Origin of the sequence: Stutzerimonas kunmingensis, from assembly GCF_021432085.1 — a bacterium.
In the GTDB taxonomy this organism is placed as follows: Bacteria; Pseudomonadota; Gammaproteobacteria; order Pseudomonadales; family Pseudomonadaceae; genus Stutzerimonas.
The window spans coordinates 1732167-1756549 of the sequence record NZ_CP090366.1 but is presented as its reverse complement, the minus strand read 5'-3'; the positions used below and the strand labels follow the sequence as shown (position 1 = coordinate 1756549).

19 protein-coding genes, 1 tRNA gene and 1 pseudogene are annotated in these 24383 nt (G+C 64.1%); 10 read left to right on the top strand and 11 right to left on the bottom strand.

All coding sequences use genetic code 11. From position 1 onward, the window contains the following. Positions 1-88 precede the first annotated feature (88 nt). Positions 89-412 (top strand): ferredoxin FdxA, encoded by a 324-nt coding sequence (gene fdxA, locus LW136_RS08375; protein WP_003285709.1) that lies wholly within the window; start codon positions 89-91, stop codon positions 410-412. Positions 413-492: 80 nt separating this feature from the next. On the opposite strand, the gene LW136_RS08370 is transcribed toward fdxA, so the two are convergent. The 5 genes from LW136_RS08370 to LW136_RS08350 all read right to left on the bottom strand — a co-directional run bounded on the left by LW136_RS08370 (position 493) and on the right by LW136_RS08350 (position 4659). Next, positions 493-684, bottom strand: a complete 192-nt coding sequence (locus LW136_RS08370; protein ID WP_046622295.1) for a CsbD family protein — start codon at positions 682-684, stop codon at positions 493-495. A gap of 86 nt (positions 685-770) precedes the next feature. Then, entirely contained in the window at positions 771-1763 is a 993-nt protein-coding gene (locus LW136_RS08365; RefSeq protein WP_234174955.1) for a glucosaminyl phosphatidylglycerol flippase, read from the bottom strand. After that, positions 1760-2521 carry an N-acetylglucosaminyl phosphatidylglycerol deacetylase gene (locus LW136_RS08360; protein WP_234174954.1) on the bottom strand — a complete coding sequence of 254 codons (762 nt, stop codon included), beginning with the start codon at positions 2519-2521 and terminating at the stop codon, positions 1760-1762. Before LW136_RS08360 ends, LW136_RS08365 begins: the two co-directional genes overlap by 4 nt. Beyond that, entirely contained in the window at positions 2514-3629 is a 1116-nt protein-coding gene (locus LW136_RS08355) for an N-acetylglucosaminyl phosphatidylglycerol synthase (protein WP_041013530.1), read from the bottom strand. Before LW136_RS08355 ends, LW136_RS08360 begins: the two co-directional genes overlap by 8 nt. 154 nt (positions 3630-3783) lie before the next feature. After that, the gene (locus tag LW136_RS08350; protein WP_234174953.1) at positions 3784-4659 is read right to left on the bottom strand and encodes a YihY/virulence factor BrkB family protein; all 876 of its coding nucleotides are present in this window, start codon (positions 4657-4659) and stop codon (positions 3784-3786) included. Positions 4660-4864: 205 nt separating this feature from the next. Here LW136_RS08350 and LW136_RS08345 point away from each other — a divergent pair, with 205 nt between their 5' ends. From LW136_RS08345 to LW136_RS08320, 6 genes are all read left to right on the top strand, one after another. After that, positions 4865-5098, top strand: coding sequence for a hypothetical protein (locus LW136_RS08345; RefSeq protein ID WP_015277635.1), 234 nt, complete (start codon positions 4865-4867; stop codon positions 5096-5098). 400 nt (positions 5099-5498) lie between these two features. Further along, on the top strand, positions 5499-7037 hold the full coding sequence (locus tag LW136_RS08340; protein ID WP_234174952.1) for an MBOAT family O-acyltransferase: 1539 nt from the start codon (positions 5499-5501) through the stop codon (positions 7035-7037). A 21-nt stretch (positions 7038-7058) separates the two neighbouring features. Further along, positions 7059-8960 carry an HAD-IIIC family phosphatase gene (locus LW136_RS08335; RefSeq protein WP_234174951.1) on the top strand — a complete coding sequence of 634 codons (1902 nt, stop codon included), beginning with the start codon at positions 7059-7061 and terminating at the stop codon, positions 8958-8960. Continuing rightward, positions 8957-9205, top strand: a complete 249-nt coding sequence (locus LW136_RS08330; RefSeq protein ID WP_015277638.1) for an acyl carrier protein — start codon at positions 8957-8959, stop codon at positions 9203-9205. Before LW136_RS08335 ends, LW136_RS08330 begins: the two co-directional genes overlap by 4 nt. 3 nt (positions 9206-9208) lie before the next feature. Next, positions 9209-10273, top strand: coding sequence for a hypothetical protein (locus LW136_RS08325; RefSeq protein ID WP_234174950.1), 1065 nt, complete (start codon positions 9209-9211; stop codon positions 10271-10273). A gap of 77 nt (positions 10274-10350) precedes the next feature. Further along, positions 10351-11334, top strand: coding sequence for a lipid A deacylase LpxR family protein (locus tag LW136_RS08320; RefSeq protein WP_234174949.1), 984 nt, complete (start codon positions 10351-10353; stop codon positions 11332-11334). Between the two features lie 32 nt (positions 11335-11366). Here LW136_RS08320 and LW136_RS08315 read toward each other — a convergent pair whose 3' ends face one another. Beyond that, complete coding sequence (locus tag LW136_RS08315; RefSeq protein ID WP_041013517.1) at positions 11367-13253, bottom strand: sigma-54-dependent Fis family transcriptional regulator; 1887 nt, start codon at positions 13251-13253, stop codon at positions 11367-11369. Positions 13254-13510: 257 nt separating this feature from the next. Between LW136_RS08315 and LW136_RS08310 the strand changes: the two genes are divergently transcribed. From LW136_RS08310 to LW136_RS08295, 3 genes and pseudogenes are all read left to right on the top strand, one after another. After that, positions 13511-15391: an NAD(P)/FAD-dependent oxidoreductase gene (locus LW136_RS08310; RefSeq protein ID WP_234174948.1), complete on the top strand. Its 1881-nt coding sequence runs from the start codon at positions 13511-13513 to the stop codon at positions 15389-15391. A gap of 408 nt (positions 15392-15799) precedes the next feature. Further along, positions 15800-17343 (top strand): annotated as a pseudogene (locus LW136_RS08300) (diguanylate cyclase). Between the two features lie 227 nt (positions 17344-17570). Beyond that, on the top strand, positions 17571-19700 hold the full coding sequence (locus tag LW136_RS08295) for a TonB-dependent siderophore receptor (RefSeq protein ID WP_234174945.1): 2130 nt from the start codon (positions 17571-17573) through the stop codon (positions 19698-19700). Between the two features lie 98 nt (positions 19701-19798). Here LW136_RS08295 and LW136_RS08290 read toward each other — a convergent pair whose 3' ends face one another. The 5 genes from LW136_RS08290 to LW136_RS08270 form a co-directional block, all read right to left on the bottom strand. Further along, complete coding sequence (locus LW136_RS08290) at positions 19799-21760, bottom strand: methyl-accepting chemotaxis protein (RefSeq protein ID WP_234174944.1); 1962 nt, start codon at positions 21758-21760, stop codon at positions 19799-19801. 499 nt (positions 21761-22259) lie between these two features. After that, a tRNA-Thr gene (locus tag LW136_RS08285) sits at positions 22260-22335 on the bottom strand. Positions 22336-22419: 84 nt separating this feature from the next. Further along, positions 22420-23178, bottom strand: a complete 759-nt coding sequence (locus LW136_RS08280) for a DUF3618 domain-containing protein (protein WP_234174943.1) — start codon at positions 23176-23178, stop codon at positions 22420-22422. Further along, positions 23175-23600, bottom strand: a complete 426-nt coding sequence (locus LW136_RS08275; protein WP_234174942.1) for a phage holin family protein — start codon at positions 23598-23600, stop codon at positions 23175-23177. The genes LW136_RS08280 and LW136_RS08275 overlap by 4 nt, the downstream gene beginning before the upstream one ends. Then, a complete protein-coding gene (locus tag LW136_RS08270) occupies positions 23597-24379 on the bottom strand; it encodes a hypothetical protein (protein WP_234174941.1) in 783 nt (260 codons plus the stop codon). The genes LW136_RS08275 and LW136_RS08270 overlap by 4 nt, the downstream gene beginning before the upstream one ends. Positions 24380-24383: the final 4 nt, after the last annotated feature.

Here is a 24383-nt window from a genome sequence, read left to right as displayed (position 1 = left end):
TTTTTGATAAGCGGCATTTGCCTGTGCCGCCTACTCGCAGGGGCGTCACCGTAACGCCTACCTGACACGCCTGAGGAGATAGCTAGACATGACCTTCGTCGTCACCGACAACTGCATCAAGTGCAAATACACCGATTGCGTGGAAGTCTGCCCGGTGGACTGCTTCTACGAAGGCCCGAACTTTCTGGTGATTCACCCGGACGAGTGCATCGACTGCGCCCTGTGCGAGCCGGAGTGCCCGGCCCAGGCGATCTTCTCTGAAGACGAGGTACCGGAGGATCAGCAGGAGTTCATCGAGCTCAACGCAGATCTGGCGGAAGTCTGGCCGAACATCACCGAGAAGAAAGACGCCCTGGCCGATGCCGAAGAGTGGGACGGCGTGAAGGACAAACTGCAGTATCTGGAGCGCTGATCGCCAGCCGATTCCAGACAAAAAAATGCCCGCAGCGATGCGGGCATTTTCATTTGTACTGCCGCAAGAACGTCGGCAGATCAGGCCTTGTCGATGCCCTTCTTCAGGGTGTCTTTCACATCACCCTTGACCTGCTGGGCCTCGCCCTTCGCTTCCTGGCGCTTGCCTTCGCCCTTCATGCGCTCGTTGTCGGTCGCCTCACCCACGCCTTGCTTGATCTTGCCGACGGCTTCGTTGGTGTTGCCCTTGACCTTGTCTTCAGTACTGCTCATGGCGAACTCCTGGCTTCTCATTGGTGACATAGAGTGGACCGCCCACGCGAAGCGTTAGTTTCCCCCGGCCATCGGAACAGAGCGGCTCACGCGTGGCGCGAAGGCACCAGCCGGCGCAGCAACGGTCGCCCTGCCAGGTGCAGGAACACCGGCGCGCCCACGATGAGGTAGAAGTAATAGGTCACGAAGCGCCAGATCAGAATCGCCGCCGCCGTCGTCGACTTGCCTACCATCGGGGTCAGCAGCGCAGCCGAGGCCAGTTCGGCACTACCCGCCCCCCCAGGCAGCAGGCTCAGCTGCCCCGCAGTCAGCGCCAGCAGCTGGACGAGAAAGGTCCAGGCCCAGGCCAACTCGCTGCCCAGACCACGCAGCGTCAGATAGAGCACGCTGAAGCGCAGCAGCCAGTGCAGTGTGGTCAATCCGAACACCGCCAACAGAAGACGACGCGGCAGGCGAAAACAGTCGACCAGCGCATTACGGAAGCCCAGCACCTTGCGTGCCCAACGGCGCTTGCGTGACGGCTTCATGCCGAGCCGGCCAACCAGCCAGCCATTGAGCAGAAATACCTGCCGGTGGAAGCGCCCGAGCAACGCCAGCAGAACCATCACACCGATCAATAGCGCGACGCTGAAGCCCAGCAGGCTGGCGATATGCGCGTTGAGCCTGTGGGTCAGTGCATAGAACAGCACGCCGACCAGGGCGCAGGCGAAGAACAGCAGATCACTCAGCTGCTCCACGGCATAGGTCGCCGTGCCCTTGGCCGGCGCCACGCCCTGGCGCATGAGCAGCGCCATCAGGGTCAGCGGCCCTCCGGCACCTCCAGGCGTCGCACAGATGGCGAATTCGGTGGCGACGACGATGCCGAATGCACGACGCTGGCCCAGCTTGCGCCGCCCGAGCAACAGGCGCAGGCGCAGCGCATTCAGATTCCAGCCGACCAGCACCATGCCGAGCATGGTGGCCAACAGGCTACCCGGAAAGTGGCGCAGACGTTCGAACAGGCCGGTGCCGCCAAGCAGAAGCGGCACCATGGCCGCCGCGAGCAAGGCACCGCCCAGCAACCACCAGCGCCGATTCATGCCACGGCGCTCGTCTGGCGGTACTGGCGCAGCCAGTCGATCTTGGTCAGCGGTGTCCTGCCGTCCCGCAGCATCCGTTCGAGCACATCGAGCCAGTAGCGGCGGGAGAACTCGTGGCGCATATCCACCGGATGCAGGCCCAATCGCAGCAATGGCGCCTGACGGCTCTGACGCAACTGGCGTTCGCTGACCAGCCAGGACACACCACGGCGCCAGGGGCTTCTAGCGCTCCAGACCAGCCCCGGCGCCCTGATTGGAGAAAAGTCGGGTAGCAGATAAAGGTGGCCCGGGTCGCTGGTATAGGTCAGCCCACTGTCGGCCAGGACACGCCGAGTGCCCTCGCTCATCAGCCAGGCAGGAGCGACGAAGCCATGCAACGACCATTGCTGGCGCCGGAACAACTCCAGACCGCGCGCCAGCCGGTCACTCGCAGCCTGTTCGTCGAGGCCGTAGAACTCGCCCTCATGGGTGTATACGCGGCGCATGAACCAGTCTCGCGGCGTCTTCGGCGCGGGCTCGAGATCGGCGTGGTAGCAGCCGTGCAGCACCAGTTCGTCACCACGCTGCACACGCTGGTCCAGCAGCCGGCAAAAATCCGGCTGCTGGACCAGCGGATTGCGCTGATGAAAGTCCGGGACCACCAGCCAGGTGATCGGCACGCCGCCGATGGCGTCCACCGCCTCGACGAAGGGCCGGTAGTCCGGCCAGGTTTCCGCGGCCACGTCGTGCAGCACCAGCGTCAGAGCAGCCTCAGCCATGTACGGCTACCGGCAGGTCCGCTGTGCCGAGCACCGCGTGATAATGAGCGAGTAACCCCGCCACCACGGCATCCCAGGCATGATGCGCCTCGACATGCTGGCGCGCCTGCTGTCCGAGCAGTCGCGGATCGTCTTCGAACAGCTCACGCACGGCATGCGCCATGGCCCTCGGGTCGAGCGGCCGACACAGGCGCCCGGTGTAGAACGGCACCAGCTCCGGTAACGCACCGGCACGCGCGGCGATCACCGGAATACCGCTGGCCATGGCTTCGAGCGCCACCAGGCCGAAGGTCTCCTGATTGCCCGCATGCAGCAGCACATCGCTACTGGCCATGTAGCGCGCCACTTCGCTGGCACAACAGAAGCGATCGATCACCGTGACGTTGTCCGGCACCCGCTGCGGCATGCTCGAACCCACCAGCAACAGGTGGTACGGCTTGCCGAGCTGGCGCGCGGTTTCCAGCAGGACGTGCAGGTTCTTCTCCCGCGAACCGCGCCCGGCAAAGATCATCAGCCGGGTGTCGTCGGCCAGGCCCAGCTCGCGGCGCAGATCGGGGTCGCGGCGCTCGGGGCAGAAGGTGTCCAGATCAACCCCCAAGGGCTGCACGAAGACGTTCTTCACGCCGAGGTGCAAGAGCTTGTCGGCCATCACTTCGCTGGGTGCCAACACCCGGTCGAAACTTCCGTACAGCTTTGAAACGTAGCCGTTGAGGTTGGTGCCCAGCCAACTGCCGATGCGGTTGCTGACCAGCAGTGGCAGGTCGGAGTGATAGAAACCAATGACCGGAACATTGAGCCGGCGCCCCGCATCCAGTGCCGCCCATGCGGTCATGTAGGGGTCGCCGACCTCGATCAGATCAGGACGCAGCGAACGCAGCAGATTGCGCCAGGGCGCGCGGCGGATCGGAAAGCGGTAGCCCTTGCCGAACGGCAGGATCGGTGCCGGCACCTCATAGAGGCCGTCGTTGTGACTGTAGTCGCCGCCCGGCACAAGAATGCTGTGCCGAACGCCGGAGTAAAGCTGCAGCCTGCGATGCTTCGCCTCGAGATAGGTGCGCACGCCACCACTGGCGGGCGCGTAGAACATGGTCATATCCGCGATATGCAAGGTACTTCTCCGTCGGTCCCATAGCAGAACTCCGGCCTCGCCGGGCACGTCGCGCGTCAGCGGCATGCTCCGCAATCCCTGCGGAATAATTCTGTAATGAAATAGATGACCGTTACGTAGAAGGGTTGTTCGCAGCGGGGCGCCAGACGGCGCCTCAGGCGTCCGGCACCTTCTCGCCCGGGTCCTTGCCTTCGACCGAAGCGTGTTCGATCACCGCATTGAGTTCGGCACCGAACAGCAGCACTGCCGAGGAGATGTACAGATAAAGCAGCAAGACGATGATGGCGCCGATGCTGCCGTAGGTCGCGTTGTAGTCGGCGAAGTTCTGCACATAGATGCCGAACGCGATCGAGGCCAGAATCCACACCAGCACGGCCAGCACCGAGCCCGGCGTGATGAAGCGAAACTCCTGCTTCACATCCGGCGCCACGTAGTACAGCAGCGCCACCACCAGCATCAGCATCAGTACGATCACCGGCCAGCGCAGCCAGGTCCAGAGCAGCACGACGACGTCCTTCAGGCCGACCTGCGAAGCCAGCCACTCCATCACCTGCGGCCCGACGATCATCAGCCCGGCCGACAACAGCAGCAGCACGGCGATGCCCACGGTATAGGCCAACGAAAGCAGGATCAGCTTCCAGCTCGGTCGCCCCTCCTCCACGTCGTAGGCGCGGTTCATCGCATTCATCAGCGAGCGAAAACCGACCGAGGCTGTCCACAGCGCCACGACGATACCGAACGACAGCAGCCCCGCCTTCTGTTCCTGCAACTGGTCAATGACCGGATTGATTTGCTCCATCGCCATCGGCGGCAGGGCCAGCTCGGCCTGCATGCGCAACCAGTCGAAGAAGTTCTGTAGATCGAGAAAGCCGAGCAAGGCGATGAGAAACAGCAGGAACGGAAACATCGAGAACAGGCCGCGGTATGCCAGCGCCGAGGCATAGGTCGACATGTCGTCGTTGCCGAATTCCTTGAACGTACGCTTGAGCAAGGTCACGACCCCGATACCGCGGGTGTCCAGCATGGCCATCGATGTTTCCCCAATCAGTGAAATGTGCGGTCTAGAAAATGGGACGACCGCTCTGCTGGAGAGTTCGCTGCTAGACATCTGACGCAGCCATCGCAGCGGGAACGTTTCCACTGTGCGTCCTGTCACATAAAGGCAGATTGGCATCAGCCCATTCCGGGTTGATTCGCTCGACGAGCGTGGGCCATTACCCGCAGAGGACGACAGGATGTTTTCCAGCTATCTCTATGAAGCCGCACTCATCTATGGCCTGGTCTTCACTTCGGTGGGGTTCGTGCTGGGCATGTTCTACAACAACCGCAAGGTCTTCCAACTGGAAGACAAGGTGCAGCGGCTAAAGCGCACCGTGCGGCACCTGCAGCGCAAGGTCGAACCGCCTGCCGCCGCGTCGAGAAGCGTTCAGCGCGCGCGCAGCAGCGCAGGGTTGAGCAGCGTCCGCTGAGCGGACCGGCACCTTCACCCGGTCGCCCGAACACGCCAGTAGCTCGTTCGCGCTCAAATGTTCCGAGCCTTGAAAAATGCCGGGAACTTTCCCGACCGACGGAAATGGCCTGCAGGCCACGCCCGCCGGGGACCTTTTGACCTGCGGCAACAAAGCGCTCGACGGCGCAACAAACACTGCAACTTTTTTTTACACCTTCACGTCCGAGCCATAGGAGCTCAGGGGAAGCCGGCCAAGGTGGCCGTAACCCGAGCGAGCACCCACTGATGGACCGAGGATGTCGCAAAGCCGACCAGGATGGATTGTCGGTGGCGTGGCGCTAGGACTTTATGGATGACTCGCCCCGCCTTGCCGGCGGCCTGGGCAGCGATGCACGTACGCTGAGCAGGGATAGGGAAAGATGCTTTTCAATTCAGTGGAATTCATCGCCGGCTTTCTACCGGTGGTGTTGATTGGATTCTTCGTGCTGACCGGATCGGGCCGACAGCGGCTCGCGGTGATCTGGCTGACCGTCGTCTCGTTGGTGTTCTACGGCTGGTGGAACCCGGTCTACGTACCGCTGCTGTTCGGCAGCATGTTGGTCAACTATCTGCTCGGTGGCTACCTGCTCCGGCACCCCTCACGTCTGGTGCTCGGGCTGGCGGTCGCGGCCAACGTGCTGCTGCTGGTCTACTACAAGTACACCGGTTTCCTGCTAGGCACGCTGGATGCGGCGCTGGATCTCGGTTGGCGGGTGGAAGACATCATCCTGCCGCTGGCGATCTCCTTCTTCACCTTCCAGCAGATCGCCTATCTGGTCGATGCCCATGATGGCGTGGTGGAAGAGCACGATTTCGCCAACTACTGCCTGTTCATCAGCTTCTTTCCGCAACTGATCGCCGGGCCGATCACCCACCACGGTGAGATGCTTGCGCAGTTCAACGACCGCGACAGCTTCCGCGCGCGCATCGACAACCTGTCGCTGGGCGCGACGGTGTTTCTGCTCGGCCTGTTCAAGAAGGTGGTGATCGCCGACACCCTCGCGCTGAAGGCCACGCCGGTCTTCAGCCTGGCTGCCGACGGCACCATCCCGGCGTTCTACGATGCCTGGACCGGAGCGCTGACCTACACGCTGCAGATCTACTTCGACTTTTCCGGCTACAGCGACATGGCCATCGGCCTCGCGCTGCTGTTCGGCATCAGCCTGCCGGCCAACTTCAACAGCCCGTTCAAGGCGCGCAATGTCATCGACTACTGGTCGCGCTGGCACATGACGTTGACGCGTTTTCTCACGGCCTACATCTACAACCCCATCGTGCTGCGCGTGACCCGCGCGCGCATGGCGGCCGGCAAGCCGCAGCCGCGGCGGGGCAAGATGACCGCCGGCACCTTCTTTGCGCTGGTCGCCTACCCCACCGTGTTCACCATGTTCATTTCCGGCATCTGGCATGGCGCCGGCTGGCACTTCGTTGCCTTCGGCCTGCTACACGGCTTCTATCTGGTGGTCGCCCACGGCTGGCGTGCCTGGAAGGCACGTCAGGGCTGGAAGCTGGACAGCGACATCTGGTGGCACAAGGCGGCGGCCGTCGCGCTGACTTTCGGCTGCGTTGTGGTGGCAATGGTGTTCTTTCGCGCCAGCGACGTGCCGACCGCCATGGCGATCTTCGCCGGCATGCTCGGCCTGAGCCCGGCCAGTACGGCGATGGATCGCTCCGACTTCGTCTATATCGCCGCGCTGCTGGTGTTCGTCTGGGGCATGCCCAACGTGCAGCAGTGGATGGGCCACTTCCGAACCGCACTCAACTTCCAGGCTCAGCCGCACTGGACCGAACGGCTGCTGCCGGTCAGCGCCTGGCGGCCGACGGCGATCCACGGCATGGCGGTAGGCGTGCTCGGTTTCTTCGCCCTGGCGATCGCCTTTTCCATGGCGCCGACCGAATTCCTCTACTTCCAGTTCTGACCACGACAAGGAGTCCCAGGCATGCAACAACTTCACTGGCTGCCGGCGCACCCGGATCTCTCCGCCGCGATCAGCCAAGCCAAACGTATCGATGACCCGTTGCAGCGCCTGCACGAAGCCGCGCGGCTGGCGACCTTTCAACGGGATTTCACCCTGACCGCGCGACTGGACAAGCTAGCCGCCACGGGCGTAGAGCAGCACGCCGCAGCGGCACGACTGACGCCGCTGCGGCTGGCATTGCTGTCCTCGCACACGGTCGATCACCTGCTGCCGGCTATCCGCGTGGCCGGGCTGCAACGGCGGCTGGCGCTGTCGCTGCACGTTGCGCCCTACGGCATGTACCGCCAGGCACTGCTGGCTGATGACCCGGCGCTGGACGCCTTTGCCCCGCAGCTGGTGCTGCTGGCGCTGGACGCCCATGACGCGCCGCTGCAACTGCCCTTGCAGGCCAGTCAGGCGGAAGTGGATGCCGCCGTGGCGGAACGCGTCGATGAGCTGCGCCTGCTCTGGCGCCGGGCCCGCGAACGCTATGCCGCGCAGGTGGTGCAGCAAACCCTGGTGCCGGTCGCACCGCCCTTGTTCGGCTCTTACGAAGCACTGGTGCCGGCTTCCCCGCGGGCAGTCATCGAACGGTTAAACGCGGCCATCCGCGCCGCCGCCCGCGAGGATGGCGTGCTGCTGCTCGATCTGGCCTGGCACGCAGCCGCTTATGGCGACGGCCTGGCCGAGCCGGTGCGCTGGCATCAGGCCAAGCAGCTGGTCAGCCCGACGCTGGCACCGCTTTATGGCGAACATCTGGCGCGGATCGCGGCGGCCACTGCCGGGCTGTCACGCAAATGCCTGGTACTCGATCTGGACAACACCCTGTGGGGCGGTGTGATCGGTGATGACGGCATCGACGGTATCCAGCTCGGCCAGGGCAGCCCCAGCGGCGAGGCGTTTCTCGCCTTCCAGCGTTATGCCGCGCAACTGGCGCGCCGCGGGGTGATTCTTGCGGTGTGCAGCAAGAACGACCTGCACGTTGCCGAGGCGGCATTCGCACATCCGGAAATGGCGCTCAAGCGCAGCGATATCGCAGCTTTCGTCGCCAACTGGGAAGACAAGGCCGGCAACCTGCGGCGCATCGCGAGCATGCTCGATATCGGTCTGGACAGCCTGGTGTTCGTCGACGACAACCCCGCCGAGCGCGACATCGTGCGCCGCGAGCTGCCGGAAGTCGCCGTACCGGAACTGCCCGACGATGTCGCCGATTACCCCGCACGCATCGCCGCCGCGGGTTATTTCGAGGCCGTGTCCTTTACCTCCGATGACGCCGAGCGCGGCCGCAGCTATGCGCTGAATGCCGAACGCAAGGCCGCGCTGAACCAGGCCACGGATATGGAAGGCTACCTGCGCGGGCTGCAGATGGTGCTGCGCGTCAGCCACATCGGCGCCACCGAACTGGCCCGCGCCACCCAGCTGATCAACAAGACCAACCAGTTCAATCTCACCACCCGCCGCTATACCGAAGCCGAAGTCGAGCGCATGGCCAGCGATCCGCAAACCATCGCGCTGGCCCTGCGACTGGAAGACAAGTTCGGCGACAACGGCCTGATCAGCGTGGTGCTGGCGCGACCGGATGCCGCCATCGAGGCTGACGAACTGCTGATCGACAGCTGGCTGATGAGCTGCCGCGTACTGGGGCGTGAAGTCGAGATGGCCGTACTGGAGGTGCTGGCCGATGCGGCAGCAGCTGCCGGCTGGGGAGCACTGGTTGGCGAATACCGCCCCACCGAACGCAACGGCATGGTCGCCGAGCACTATCCGCGGCTGGGCTTCGAGCAGCGCCCCGCCCCTGCCAACGCCGCTACCGATGCAAGTTTCTGGCGCTACGAGCTGGCCTCGCGCGCTCCCATCAACCATCACATCCAGGTGCAAGCATGAACGAAAAGGAAATTCTCCAGGCGCTGACCCAAGTCTTCCACGACGTGTTCGACGATGACGATATCGTCCTCACGCCCGAAACCACCGCCGACGACATCGATGGCTGGGATAGTCAGACCCATGTGTTGCTGATCGTGGCCGCCGAGCAACGCTTCGGCATCAAGTTCCGCACCGCCGAACTGGAATCGCTGAAGAACGTTGGCCACTTCGCGCAACTGATCCAGACCAAACTCGGAGGGCGTTGAGTCATGGCCAGATCCGTCGATACATGCCCGGACGGCGTTGCCGCCCGGGCCGAAGCAGACCAGCGGCGGATACGTGCCGGCTACCTGCTGGGCATGTTCGCCGGGCTGTTCGGGATGCTCGGCGGCTTTGCCGCCCTGCTCGCCTGGCTCAATCACACCGACAACCTGCCGCCACCGGCCTTCTCCAACAGCCTGTGTGTGGACGAAAAGCTGCACTTTCTGCGGCACAACCCCATCGCCGATCCGAACCTGCTGATCGTCGGTTCCTCGGTCGCCTGGCGCCATGTCGATGGTGACGTGCTGATCGAGCAGACGCCCGGCTTGCGTCCGCTCAACGGTGCGTTCTGCGGCCTGCACGCCAACCAGTCGACCTATGTCGCCAACTGGCTGCTGGATCGTGAGCCGAGCATCCGCCAGGTGGTGATGATCGTCGATCCGCTGGACTTCGCCGGCTGCTGGAAAGTGCCGGATGCGGTATTCGACCGCGAGGATGCCGATCACTACGTTTATCAGCAGGCCTCACGCTGGGGTTACTACATGCGCTACTTCTCGCCGCGTTCACTGTTGCGCAATGCGCAGACGGTCAAGGCGCAGCGGGCCAACGAAATCGAATGGGACCCGTTGGTGTTCACCCGCCACGGCGACGGGCCGCTGGAGCCGCAGGGTGATCGCGGCCTGTTCTACGACAAACCGGACGCGCTGGATGACAGCTGCTTTGTCGCCCTGGGCGAACTGTCGAAACGCCTGAAGAACGAGCAACGCCAGCTGCTGGTGGTTTCCACGCCCCTGCACCCGCAGTGGAAAGCCAAGGTCGATGCCGACGGCAGCTTTCTCGGCCGCTTCGACGCCAAGCTGAACGCCGCCATTGCCGGGAATGCCGGAGCGCAGTACTGGAACGCCGATCGCGAATGGGTTGCCCCACCGGCCGCCTTCGTCGACGCCATCCACCTGCGCTGGTCGGCCGTGCAGGGCTTTTCCGTGGCGCTGGCCGAGCAGCTACAGGAAGCCAGGCAGGAGATGGTCAGCAAGGCGGGACTGGCCAGAAACGGCGCGTACGACGCGCCCTGATCGGCAAGCGAACCGCTGGAAGCGGTGATGGTCCGAGAAAGAACATACAAACAAGAACGTAAGCCAGGAGTTGAATCATGCATTCTCGTTCTTTGCTGTGCTTGTGCCTGCTCGCCGCATCCATCACCGCCCCCGCCGTCAGCCATGCGGACATCCTCGCCATCAAGGCGGAGAACGACATCATCGCCTCGGGCAGCGATGGTCACTACACCAACGGCCTGGAAGTCATCTGGGGTTTCGAACCGGACGACCAGAGCTGGACGCGGCGCTTCGCCGATCTGCTGCCCGGCTGGTCGGGAGCGGCAATCGACAACGTCGCCTATCGCTTCGGCCATCAGATCTACACGCCGGAGGAAATAGAAACTCGAGCACTGATCGAAGACGACCGCCCCTACGCCGGTCTGCTGTTCGCCGGCATGTCGATGTTTTCCGACACCCAGTACGACGGCTGGCGCACCGCGCAAGGGTTGCACCTGGATGTCGGCATCGTTGGCCCGGCCGCGGGCGGCAAGCGTTTGCAGCGTGCCGTGCACAAGGCAACCGACAGCGACGAGCCCAACGGCTGGGACAACCAGCTGGAGAACGAACCCTTCGTCAATCTGGGCTATCAGCATCGCTGGTGGCTGCAGGAGCGCTTCGCCGGGCTGGAGCTGGAATACGGCCCGAGTCTCGGTTTCGCCCTCGGCAACCTATACAGCTACGGCTCGGCCGGGCTGGGTCTGCGCCTGGGTCAGAACCTGCAGCGCAGCTTCAGCATCCCCGCGGTTACGCCGGCGCAAAGCGGCAGCCAGTTCTTCCGCCCCGGCGGCGACTTCGCCTGGTACGGCTTCGCCAATGTCGAAGGCCGCTATATGGCGCACAACATGCTGCTGGACGGCAACACCTTCGAGGACAGCCATTCGGTGGACCGCCGCGAGTGGGTGGGCGACGCCAAGCTCGGTGTGGCGCTGACCTGGAGCCGCTGGCAGCTGGCGTTCGCCAGCGTCTGGCGCACTCGCGAATTCCAGGGCCAGCAGGAACACGACCAGTTCGGCTCGATCACCCTCTCCACCGCGCTCTGACCCACTGACGGCGGGCATCGGCGTCCGCCGGTTCAGTTACGCGAGATGCCGTGTTTGCGCAGCTTGCGATAGAGCGTATTGCGACTGATCCCCAGCTGTTCCGCCACCCGACTGACCTGCCAGTGCCGTTCGCGTAGCACCGTGAGCAGGGCCTCGCGCTCGGCCGACTGCAGCGGGTCACGAGGTGCCTCGACCTTGCCCATTTCGGCCGGCAGCACGGGAAGCACGTCGTCCAGCCCAATGCGCCCCTGCTCGCTCAGCGCCACCAACGTGCGCAGCAGATTGCGCAGCTGCCGCACGTTGCCCGGCCAGCTGTAGCGCAGCAAGGCTTGCCGCGCGGCCGGCTCGAGACAGATCGATTCGCCTTGCGCTTCTTCCGCCAGCAGGTGATCGAGCAGCGCAGCCTTGTCGCTGCGCTCGCGCAACGGTGGCAACGCAATCATCAGCCCGCCAAGGCGGTAATACAGGTCTTCGCGGAACGCGCCGCCGACAACCAGCGCGCGCAGGTCGTGATGACTGGCGCTGATCAGGCGGATATTCAGTTCGGTCGGCGCGGCAGCCCCCAGCGCGGTGACCTTGCGTTCCTCCAGCACCCGCAACAAGCGCGTCTGCAGCGCCAGCGGCATGTCACCAATCTCGTCGAGAAAGAGAATCCCGCCGTTGGCCTGCTCCAGCTTGCCGACCATGCCCTCGCGCCGCGCGCCGGTGAAACTGCCGCCGCGATAGCCGAACAGTTCGCTTTCGATCAGCGTCTCGGGAATCGCCGCGCAATTGAGTGCCACGAACGGCCGACCGGCGCGGCTGCTGGCGCGATGCAGTGCGCTGGCGAATGCCTCCTTGCCGGTGCCGGTCTCACCTTGCAGCAACACCGGCACGTCCCGCTCGAGCACCTTCAGCGCACGGCTGAAACCGGTGCGCATTGACGGATCGAGCAGGCACAGGCCCGGCACATCGGCCGGCTCCTGGCGCGGCGCAGCAACCACGCGCAGCTGCGGCCCGCGCAGCTGGCAGAACAGCCGCTGACCGTCATGGGCATGCAAGGGCCAGCAAGCCCCCGGCTGCGGTCGCGCACGCTCCAGCAACTGATCCAGACGCACATCGAGCACAGTTTCCAAGGGCCGGCCTAATAGCGCCTCGCGGCTACTGGCGAGCAGGTTGAGCGCGGTTTCGTTGATCGCGGTGATCCGTCCCTCGCCATCGAAGGCCAGCAGGCCTTCGCTGAGCAGGCCGATGTATTCGGGCTGGGCATGGAAGCGCAGCAGGTAGTTGCCCTCGCAGTGCTGCAGGAAGAAACAGCTTTCGATGAGCTTGGCCGACAGGTTGGTCAGCGCCATGGTGTGAAAACGCCGCTGGCGCGACAGGTCTTCACGCGCCGACGACACATTGAGTACGGCAAGCAAACCGCCTTCGGCATCGAACACCGGGCTCGCCGAACAGGTCAGTGCTGCGTGCCGACCTCGGAAGTGCTCGTCACGCCGAATGGTCAGCGCCTGGCGCTCCAGCAGGCACAGGCCGACGCCATTGGTGCCCTCGGTCGCCTCGTTCCACACCGCACCGAGCCAGAGCCCGGCGCGCTGGAATTCCGCGCGCTCGGCCTGATCCGCCACGCTGTCGATCACCACGCCGCTGGCGTCGGTCAGCAGTACCGCGTGGCCGCTGCTGCCCAGCTGCTGGTGCAGGCTGTTCATCTGCCAGTGGGCGACGGCGATAACCCGGTCCAGCCGCTCGCGATGCTCATTGAGCCGCGGACTCTCGATCACGCAGGGCGCGCGCGGGCTGGTGGGGTCGAGCTGATGCTGCTCCAGGCAACGGCGCCAGGAACGCGCAATGGCGGGATCGGCAGCCGGGCCCTGGCTGGCGGACGTGCCGTCACCGAAGCTGAGGACCTGGTGCGCGTGCTGACTGAGGCGAGAGGTCATTCTTGTTGTTCTCCGCGATGTTTCGAGGCGGTTTCGCGCCCAGCATAGGCCAATCGCCCGGCCGCCGCATGCTGTGCCACGGCTGGTACAGAGTGTCACCCCCGCCGTACTGGCGATGGCACAGCGCACGCTCGACCGGGCAGTCCCGATACGACTCCAGGCCAGATACGACGCGGCGCGCCGGTTGCTGGCCCGCCGCTTGCTCTCCTGCAAGCACGGTATCCCCGTGAATAACAACAATGACCAGGAGAACCACCATGCGTCCCAGCAACGACGTTCCGTTCGATCTGAAAACCGATAACGGCAGCGACCTCGGCGGTGACCGCCAGACCACCGACACCCGCTCGCCCACCGAACAACTGGCCGCCTGGGTCGAACGCCTCGGCCAGCGCCTGGCGCAACGCGACGTCGATGGCACCCTTGAGCTATTCGCCGACGACTGCCACTGGCGTGACCTGGTGCTGTTCAGCTGGAACCTGATCACCCTCGAAGGCAAGGCCGACATTCGTGACATGCTGGAAAGCCGCCTGGAAGCCACCCGGCCGGACAACTGGAAGCTCGAAGGCGAAGCGAGCCTGACCGACGGCGTGCTCGAAGGCTGGATCAGCCTGGAAACCGACGTCGCCCGCGGCAAGGGTTATGTGCGTCTGAAGGACGGCCTGTGCTGGACGCTGCTGACCACCATGCGCGAGCTGAAGGGGCACGAGGAACCGCTCGGACGCCGCCGGCCACTGGGCGCCGAACACGGCCACGGCCTGGCCGACAAGCGCAACTGGCTGGAAAAGCGCCGCGACGAGGAAGCCGCGCTGGGCATCACGGAACAGCCCTATTGCCTGGTCATCGGCGGCGGCCAGGGCGGCCTCGGCCTCGGCGCGCGGCTCAAGCGCCTCGGCGTGCCGACGCTGATCGTCGACAAGGCCGAGCGCCCCGGCGATCAATGGCGCGGGCGCTACAAGTCGCTGTGCCTGCACGATCCGGTCTGGTACGACCACATGCCCTACCTGCCCTTCCCCGACCATTGGCCAATCTTCACACCCAAGGACCAGATCGGCGACTGGCTGGAGATGTACGCCAAGGTCATGGAGCTGAACTACTGGGCGAAAACCGAATGCGTGAAGGCCAGCTTCGACGAAGCCGAGGGCCGCTGGACGGTCGAAGTGCTGCGCGATGGCAAACCGATGACCCTCAAGCCCGCGCAGCTGATCCTCGCCACCGGCATGTCCGGTGTGCCCAACGTGCCGGTCTATCCGGGTGCGGAAACCTTTGCCGGCCAGCAGCACCATTCCAGCCAGCATCCCGGCGGCGACGCCTGGCGCGGCAAGCGCGCGGTGGTCATCGGTGCCAACAACTCGGCCCACGATATCTGTGCGGACCTGGTGGAGAACGGCGCGGACGTCACCATGGTGCAGCGCTCCAGCACCCATATCGTGCGCTCCGACACGCTGATGGAAGTGGTCTTCGGCCCGCTCTATTCGGAGGATGCGGTCGAAAGCGGACTGACCACCGACAAGGCCGACATGCTGTTCGCCTCGATCCCCTACAAGGTGCTGCCGCAGTTCCATCGCCAGGCCTTCGAGCAGGTCAAGGAACGCGACAAGGCCTTCTACGACCGCCTGGCTGCAGCGGGCTTCATGCTCGACTTCGGCGATGACGAATCCGGCCTGTTCCTCAAGTACGTACGCCGCGGATCGGGCTACTACATCGACGTCGGCGCCTGCGAGCTGATCGCCGACGGCACCATCAAGCTGAAGAGCGGGCCCGGGCTCAGTGTCGACCACATCGAGCCGGATGCCGTGGTGCTCAACGATGGCAGCCGCCTGCCGGCCGATCTGATCGTCTACGCCACCGGCTACGGTTCCATGAACGGCTGGGCGGCGCGGCTGATCTCCCAGGACGTCGCGGACAAGGTCGGGCGCTGCTGGGGCCTCGGTTCCGGCACCACCAAGGACCCGGGTCCGTACGAAGGCGAGCTGCGCAACATGTGGAAGCCCACGCAGCAGCAGAACCTCTGGTTCCACGGTGGCAACCTGCACCAGTCACGGCACTACTCGCTGTACCTGGCACTGCAGCTGAAGGCGCGCTTCGAGGGGCTGGATACCTCGGTCTACAAGCTTGCGCCGAGCTATCACCAGGGCTGAACCGCATCGGCTAGCTCGAATGAAACAGGCCCGCATCAGCGGGCCTGTTTCGTAGTCAGCTCACCCCCGCCCAGGGCAACAACCATCACGTTCAGCACAGGCAGAGCCAGACAAGGCAGCGCCAGTTATCGGCTCAGCCGAGCTGCGCCGGCCGCCACAGCACATGGAGCCCGAGCGGCCGCCCAGATCAGGAAGAACACCCGCACCTCTCATTTGCCATACTGCGATAGTTGTACCGGCAGCAGGCGATTGATCCAGAGCAGGCCGCCAGCTCTATATGTATGAGAAGCCACTCGTCAGCCGCGCGCTGCCTGTATCATTCCCAGCCCTTTGGCTTCCGCTTGCCTGAAGCCCCGACAGCAACCTCCATTGGCGCACGCCAAGCACGCATTCGGAGAATCGCGCTTCATGTCCCGGCTGGATCTACAGAAACTCACGCTGCTGCTGGCACTCGTCGCCGGCCTGCTGACCTTCGGTAACAGCTTCTTCGCCGGCTACAGCTCACAGCGCGAACAGTTGTTCGAGCAGACTCTGGAGGCAAACCGGGCCTATGCGCGCAAGCTCGCCGACACCACCGATCAGTTCTTTCTCAACAGCCGTCGCGAACTGGCTTACGCGGCAGAGGTGCTGTCGACGCGCTTCGATGAGCGCGGGACAGCGAGACCGAACGGCTCAAGCTCAAGAGCGAGCAGTTCAGCCGGGCCGTGATCGTCAGCGCCGCCGGGGAGATCGTCTCGGCCTCACCGGAAAGCACCGGTCTGGTCGGTCTCAAGGTCAATAGCGTAGGCGCGACACGCGCGCTGAAAGAGCGCAAGCCGCTGACCAGCGATCCTTACGTTGCCACCGACGGTACCTACCTGATCGCGGTGACCCACCCCATCTTCGCCCCCGATGGCAGCTACCTCGGCTATATCAGCGCCTCGCTGTTCCTGCGCGAGCGCAACGCACTGCACGGCCTGCTGGGGGTGCATTACTACCGCGACGGCTCCTACCTGTACGTGGTCGACACACAGGGCCGACTGATCTTCCACGAAGACGGCAAGCGGGTCGGCCAGAACGTATCGAGCAATGCGGTGGTCCGGCAGGTGCTGTCGGGCCAGGAGGGCAGCCAGCGCGTCATCAATACGCTCGGCGTGGACATGCTCGCCGGCTTCGCGCCCATGCAGAGCACCGGCTGGGGCATCATCGCCCAGCGTCCGACCGCAGCCATCACCGCGAAGCTCGAACAACTGGCGCGGACCACGCTGCTCAACGCGGTACCGTTCACGCTTATCTCGCTCGCGGTGTTCTGGTGGCTGTCCATACTCATCTCCCGGCCCATTCGCGCCCTGGCCGATACCGCCGAACACTGGGGCGCACCGGAGGCAGCCAGTCGTATTTCGATGGTCAACTCCTGGTATTTCGAGGTCTCGCGATTGAAGGTCGCGATGCTCGCAGGCGTCTCCCTGCTGCAGCAGAAGATGGGCGCACTGGAAGCGGCGTCCATGACCGACCCGCTGACCGGCCTGCGTAACCGCCGCGGCCTCGAGCTGGCCCTCAAACAGTTCGACCTGCTCGACCAGCGCTACGCGGCAGTGACGCTGGATATCGATCACTTCAAACAGGTCAACGACCAGCACGGCCATGACGTGGGCGACGCGGTGCTGCGCTTTCTCGCCGAAATCATGAAGGAATGCTCGCGCCCCACTGACGTGCTGTGCCGCATGGGTGGCGAAGAATTCCTCATGCTGCTGCCCGAAACGGACGCCAGCGGTGCGGGTATCGCCGCCGAGCGCCTGCTCTCCCGCCTGCGGCAAACCGCAAGCCCGACCGGCGCACCGGTAACAGCCTCCATCGGCATCGCCTGCAGTGACCGCTATGCGTCCTCCGACGCGACTTTCAAGGCCGCGGACGAAGCGCTGTACCAGGCGAAGAGAGCCGGCCGCGACCGCGTCGTCCTGGCCTCGGCCTGAGCGCCGAGCAGCCGCCAGAGGTGATGCCGTGCCGCTTGCCAGCCCAGCTCATCCGCGCAGCGCGAAGTACTGAGTGCCTGCCGCCGCTCACTCGATCTCACCTGCGCCCACTGCGCCCTGTCGCAACCAGCGATAGCGCACAGCAGTTGAGATTACCTTCTATTTGATAATAGTTTTCGTTGAGATTAGGATGCCCGCCCTCGCTCCCTTCCATCAAGGATCATTCGATGCGGCGCCTTCTCCTCCCGATGCTCGCGATTCCAGCCCTCACCTGCCCTGCCGTGGTTTTGGCCAACGACGAACCGCCTGCTGAACCGCTGGCACTGGAGGAGATGCAGGTCACCGCATCAGCCGAGCGCGCCGACGGGCCTGTGCAGGGCTACCGGGCAACCCGCTCGGCCAGCGCCACCCGAACCGACACCGCGATCCACGAAACCCCGCAGTCGATCAGCGTAGTCCCGGCGCAGGTCGTCGAAGACATCGGCGCAACGCGCCTGGAAGATGCGCTCGATTACGCCGGTGGGGTGGAACGTGGCAACAACTTCGGCGGCCAGGGCCTGACCGAATTCCTGGTGCGCGGCTTCAGCACCCAGGAGTTCTACCGCAACGGCTTCGCGGTGAACCGCGGCTACCCCAACATGCCCGACGCCAGCACGCTGGAGCGCATCGAGGTGCTACGCGGCCCGGCCTCGATGCTGTACGGTCGCGGCGATCCGGGCGGCACCTTCAACATCGTCAGCAAGCAGCCGCAGGCGGAGCGGCGCACGGTACTCGGCAGTCAGGTGAACACCGACGGCCTGCGCCGCGGCACACTGGACACCACCGGGGCACTGGACGAGAGCGCCGCGTTTACCTATCGCCTCAACCTGGTCGCCGAAGGCAGCGACAGCTTCCGCGATCACGTCGAAAGTGAGCGCTACAACATCGCGCCAGTGCTGCGCTGGCAGCTCAGCGACGACACCGCGCTGATCCTCGAAGGCGACTATCTGCACAACCGCCACCCCATGGACCGTGGTCTTACCCGCTACCCCAACCAGGCCGGCGACCTGTCGCGCGAACGCTTCCTCGGGGAGGAAAGTGCCGGCAAGCTGACCAACCAGAACGCCACCACGCAACTGCGCCTGGAGCACCAGCTGGATAGCCAGTGGATGCTGCGCGGCGGCATCCAGTACCTCGACGGTAGCCTGGACGGCGGCGCGGTGGAGAACAATGGCCTGGCCGCCGATGGCCGCACGGTAGGACGCAACTACAGCGAGCGCTGGCTGAACTGGAACGACCTGGCTGTGCAGGCCAATCTGGAGGGTCACTTCGATGCAGCGGGCTTGGCCCACACGCTGCTGCTCGGTGTGGAATTCGACGACTTCAACTACGACTCCCAGATCGATCGCTCGGGTGGTGCGACCAGCGACTTCCCGATCGACCTCTATGATCCGGTCTACGGCCAGCCGCTGCCGGCGCTGACCCGCACCACGACCTACGATGACGAGAACCTGAAGTCCTACGCGTTCTTCCTGCAGGACCAGATCGCCCTCACCGAGCGCCTGACAGCGCAGGTCGGCGCGCGTCTGGAACGCTTCGAGCAGCGCTATGAAAACAAGCTCACCCCCGCCGGCAGCTGGAACCAGGCGCATAACGCCGTCTCCCCGCGTTTCGGGCTGATCTACGACCTCACTGAGGAGTTGGCCGTCTACGCCAACACCTCACGCTCGTTCAAGCCCAACCGCGGCGCCGACCGCAGCAGCCAGGCGTTCGACCCGGAAAAAGGCATCGCCCACGAAGTCGGTATCAAGTACGAGCTGCCGGAGCACGACCTCAGCGTCACCGCGGCGCTGTTCCACATCACCAAGGAAAACGTGCTGACTAGCGATCCGGTCGACAGCAACTACCAGGTCGCCGCCGGCGAAGCGCGCAGCCGCGGCTTCGACATTAGCGTGGCCGGCAACATCACCCCGCAATGGCGCGTGATCGGCGGCTACGCCTACGTCGATGCCGAAGTCACCGAAAGCTCGAGCGCTTCGATGCCGACCGGCACGCGCCTGGCCAACGTGCCGCGCCACAGCTTCAATTTGCTGGATACCTACGAATTCGCCGAAGGTCCGCTGGCCGGGCTCGGCGTTGGCATGGGCGTCAAGTACGTCGGCGACCGCAAGGGCGGCGCCACCAGCACCGCGTTCGACATGGACGCCTACACCACCGTCGACCTGCTCGCCTACTACCCGCTGACCGAACGGGTTCGCCTGAACCTGAACCTCAACAACCTGTTCGACGAAGAGTACGAAGAGCGCTCCTGGGGCAACATCTGGGCCTACCCGGGCGCCCCCCGCACCCTCCAGGCCGGCATAGCGATCACGCTATAACGAAGAAGGGCGCAGCCTGTATGGCTGCGCCCCTCGGCTCCCCCTACCTCGGCCAACTGCGGCCGGGGCTTACGGATTCAACTCAGCAGGCGCACGCGTCAAGCGACCTTGAACCGACCAACGAGCTGCTGTTGCTGCTCGGCCAGGCGCGCAAGCTCCAGACTGGTCATCGCCGTCTGCTCCGCACCGGCGCTCACCTGAATCGCGACATCGTTGATCTCGACGACGTTGCGATTGATGTCTTCGGCCACCGCGCTCTGCTCCTCCGCCGCCGTGGCAATCTGCAGATTGCGATCACTGATTGCAGAAACGCCGTCGGCAATCTCCGCCAGCAACTCCCCGGCACGGCCGATGTTGCTCGAGCCGGTCTGAGCCTTGGCGAGCGTCTCCTGCATCGAGCGCGCAGCCCGGTCAGCCCCGCCCTGGAGATTGGCAATCATGTCCTGAATGCTGCCGGTGGATTCCTGCGTCTTCTGGGCAAGCGTACGCACCTCGGACGCAACGACAGCGAAGCCGCGGCCATGCTCCCCTGCTCGTGCCGCCTCGATAGCCGCGTTCAGTGCGAGCAGATTGGTCTGATCGGCAATGCCGCGGATCACATCCAGCACGGACGAGATCGAACCACTCTCACGCTTGAGGTCCGCAATGATGCTTGCGGTCTGATCGGCCTGACTCGACAGCTGGCGAATGAGCTCGATGGTGCTCTCGACTTCGGCCCGGCCTTGCGCAGTGTTGGCGTTGAGCTGCTGCGAGAGTTCGGCGGCATCGCTGGTGCTTCTCGCAACGTCACGTACGGTCGCGCTCATCTCGTTTATCGCGGTAACCACCAGCTCGGTTCCCTGCCGCTGGCGATCGATGCTCTGGCTTGTCTGCACGGTCACCGCGGAGGACTCCTCCGCCGCCGTGGCCACCTGCGCGGTGGCGTTACTGATCTCGCCGACGACCTGCTTGAGCTCGACGGCCATGAGATTGAGGTTGCGCGAGATTTCGCCGAACTCGTCCCGGCCTTCGTAGTGCGCCGTTGCGGTCAGATCTCGAGCGGAAAGCGACAACAGCGCATGATTCACATCCTGCACCGCCAGTTTGATGTTGCGAATGATCAGGAAGGAAAGGCCAGTCACTACCAGCAGCGCAATGATCACCGCGGCGAGCGTCAGCCAAAGCGCGTTGCGCGCCTCATCGCGAGCCCGGGCGGCCAGCGTGCCCACATCCTGCGACAAGGCCTGCTCCAGCTCACCCATCAGGTCGATCCGGCTGGTCGCCGTATCGAACCAGCGCTCGCTGTCGATACCCAGGCTCTGCCCGATCGGCACCTCGAAGGCCAGACGTTGCAGACGTGCGACTTCAACGGCGCTCGGCTGCTGCAGTTTTTCGTCGAGCAAACGGATGAAGTGCTCCGAGGCCGCACGACGGAAGCCGTCCATATAGGCTGAGAATTCACCCAGGTTTCGGCTGAAGGAGGCAAGCAGCGCCGCGTCGAACCGATCCTGACCGAACACCACGCCCAACAACGCCCGCTCGCGACCGGCCCGCTCCTTCATCTCAACGAACTGATTGAGCCCGCCTAGCGCTCGTGCAAGCGTGACGTCCTGCACGCTGCGCTCTACCTCGTGGGTAAAGCCGATCAACGCCTTGATGTAGCCAGTAAAGCGAGAACCGGAGTCGATGCTGTTGATTACGAACGAGTCGATTTGCGAACGTGTTGCCTGAAGCTCATCGAGCGAGGCCAAGACGCCCCCGATCTGCGAGCCTTCCTGTTTGGCAAGCGCCTGCATGGCACTCAACGCTTCGTCAGTCGCTTGCCGCATCCCCGGCAGGCGCCGGGCCATGGTACGTCCCTGGCTCCCCAGATAGACGCCGCTCGCACCACGCTCACGCTGCAATGCGGTGATCAGCCGGCTTACGTTCTGCGCGGCCACGCTGGCCTCGACGGTGCGCTCCATTTGTCTCAGGGTGGCGTAGCTGTCAGCGACATACAGGCTAGCCAGCCACAGAAAACCGAGCATAGGACACGCGAGGATCAAAAGAAGCTTCGCGCTCAAGGGAATGTTTCTAAGCATGTGTACCTCAGTGCTCCAGGTCATGGAGTTACCAATGGCAGAAGGTAGGGTGCGTGCAACCACCGCGTACCGTCCGGCACGCGCGAGGAAGCGATTTATCGGCTTGTTGGTCGGTCGAGCGGTAGCGTCGGATGCTGTAGCACGTCGCAGGACGACCGGCCTTTCAGCGCTTATCAGCGACCGTCTTGAACTGGCACGCATTCTTTCTGGTGCACAGGCGCATAACCCTGACCAAAGTCAATAAATTAGCGTCAATGTACTGCCGACTGTCGGACACAACTCCGCTGACAGCCGAGCAGGTCCAGATCCACGGGGGTTAGCCGGCCTGGCGAGAAGGAATTTGGGAGCACGCCTTATACAACGACGCAGTCCTTCCTTGATTGAAAGCTCGCGGGACGAGAAAGGAGGTAATGCAGCTTGAGGTTGACCACGAGGGGATGGTTCGGCAAAACCACCACAAACAAAAAAGGGCTAGCCGAAGCTAACCCTTTGCTTTCATTGGTGCCGGAGACAGGAGTCGAACCTGCGACCTTCGCATTACGAATGCGCTGCTCTACCTACTGAGCTACACCGGCGCCAGGCCGCGGATTATCGGGGGTTCTGCGGTTGGACTCAAGTCCGCGCCCATCGCCCTCGATACTGCAATCCGCATCGGGCGATCAGTGCGGCCGCGACGCAGGCTGGCCGTGGTCGCGTTCGAGGTCGTGCTTGACCTGGCCGGCCAACTGCTCGCCTTCGGCGCTGGCCATCGCATAGCCCTCGCGGGCCTTGTCCTTGATCTTGCCGGTCAGCTCGTCGCTCTTCTGGCCCATCAGTTCGTCTTCACGACGGGTCGGTGGGACCGAGGCCGCCAGCAGCGCGCCGAGGGCTATGCCCATGGCGCCCAATGCCAGCGGTTGCTCGTTGAGCAGCTGAGTGAACCCGCCGCGCGCACGGTCTGCGGTATGCCGCAGGCTTTCCGCGGCGTGCCGGCTGGAGTCACCGACGCGATGACGGGCATTGCCCAGTGAGCTGGAGGCGCTATGGCTCATCTGCGCAGCCTTTTCCTTGATGCCGGTGCCCTGCTGCTTGAGCCCAGAGGCCTTGGCGGCGAGCTTGTCGGTCATCGACGGACCGGTCGAAGCGCTATCGCTGTAATCCGGGCGGCGATTCTGCCCGGCCATCAGCCATACCAGACCGATGGAGGTGAGCAGCGTAGGGACCGGATTGGCCTTAACGGTATCGGTGAGGTTATGCAGGAACTCGCCACCCCCGCCTTTGGCGTAGCCGAGCGCGGTATCGATCATCTGCCCCGGGGAGAGCTTGCTTTCCAGCGCGTGGACGATGTTGCCGATTTCGGCGCGCTGCTGGTCGATCTCGCGCTCCAGCGTGTCGGGGTCCTTTTGTGCTTCTACGTCTACCTGGTTATGCGTGCTCATGCGTGCCCCCTTACGACTTCTTTATCCTTCTGCAGCGAATGGATGGTGCGGTCGGGTTTGAACGAAGAGGCTTCGAACTTCTTCTTACCGACCGAGACCATGATCATGCCGATGACCACTACGACCACGCCGACGATCAACGCGGCGAGCCAGGGTTCCATCATGGTGCTGAGGAAGTAGACCGCCGACATCAGCAGGATGATGAAGCCGGCCAGGAGCACCGCACCGCCGGTTGCGACGCTGGCAGCACCGGCCTTGGTCGCACGCAGCGATTCGTTCAGCTCGGCCTTGGCCAGCGCCAGTTCCTTGGTGAACAGCGACGGCACTTCGCGGGTCAGCTGCCGTAGCAAACCGCCGACCGAATTATCGTACTCGGGGTTGCCGGGTTCGTAAGGCGTATTGAGGTTGCGTTGTTCGTTCATCGATTAAGCCCTCCGTTCGTGCCTTTGCCAGTGCTGCCAACGCCGTTGCTGCCCACGCCATTGGTGCTGCCCGTGTTCGGCGCCATGCCAGCGTTGCTCACACCGCCGACGGTATTGCTCGGTGTGCCACTAGAAATGCGCGAGTCCAGGTCGGACTGGCTTGGCAGGGTTTCGGCGGTTACGTCTGCCGGCACGCCGAGCGGCGAAGTCGGATGCGGGCGACTGGCGTCGGAATGGCCGTAATCGGTCGTCGGTTCACGCGTTGTGGATTCAGCGCGATGGCTGGAAGCACGGGCGAAACGAGTCAGGCCGAAGCCAAGTGCAACGCTGCCGGCAATGAACAGGCCGGGATTGTTGCGAGCCAGACGGTTCACCTCGCCCACCAGCTCATCGACGCTCTTGCCGCGCAGGTTGTCGGCCAGGTCGACCATGCTCTGCGCCATGTCGGAGACGTAATGGGAAAGGCCAGTGCGATCCTGGTTTTCAAGTTCTGCCGCTGCTGCCTTGGCACTCTGCGCAACCTTTTCCAGCTCATCGGCGGCCGTACCGCGGTAGCTGTCCAGCTGAGCCTTGCCTTGGTTCTTCACCTGCTCGCCGGCCTCGCGCGCCTTCGCCTTGAGTTCCTCGGCACTCGGAGCGGAAGCGGAACTGCTTGCCTGCGTGGTGCCTGCCTGGCCTGTCTGGCCGGTGGGCTGAGCGGGAGCGCTCGTTGACTGCGCGTTGGCGTCGGTTCTGGCTTGGCCGCCGTAACCTGTGATCTCTTCATCGGGTGTCGTCATTTTG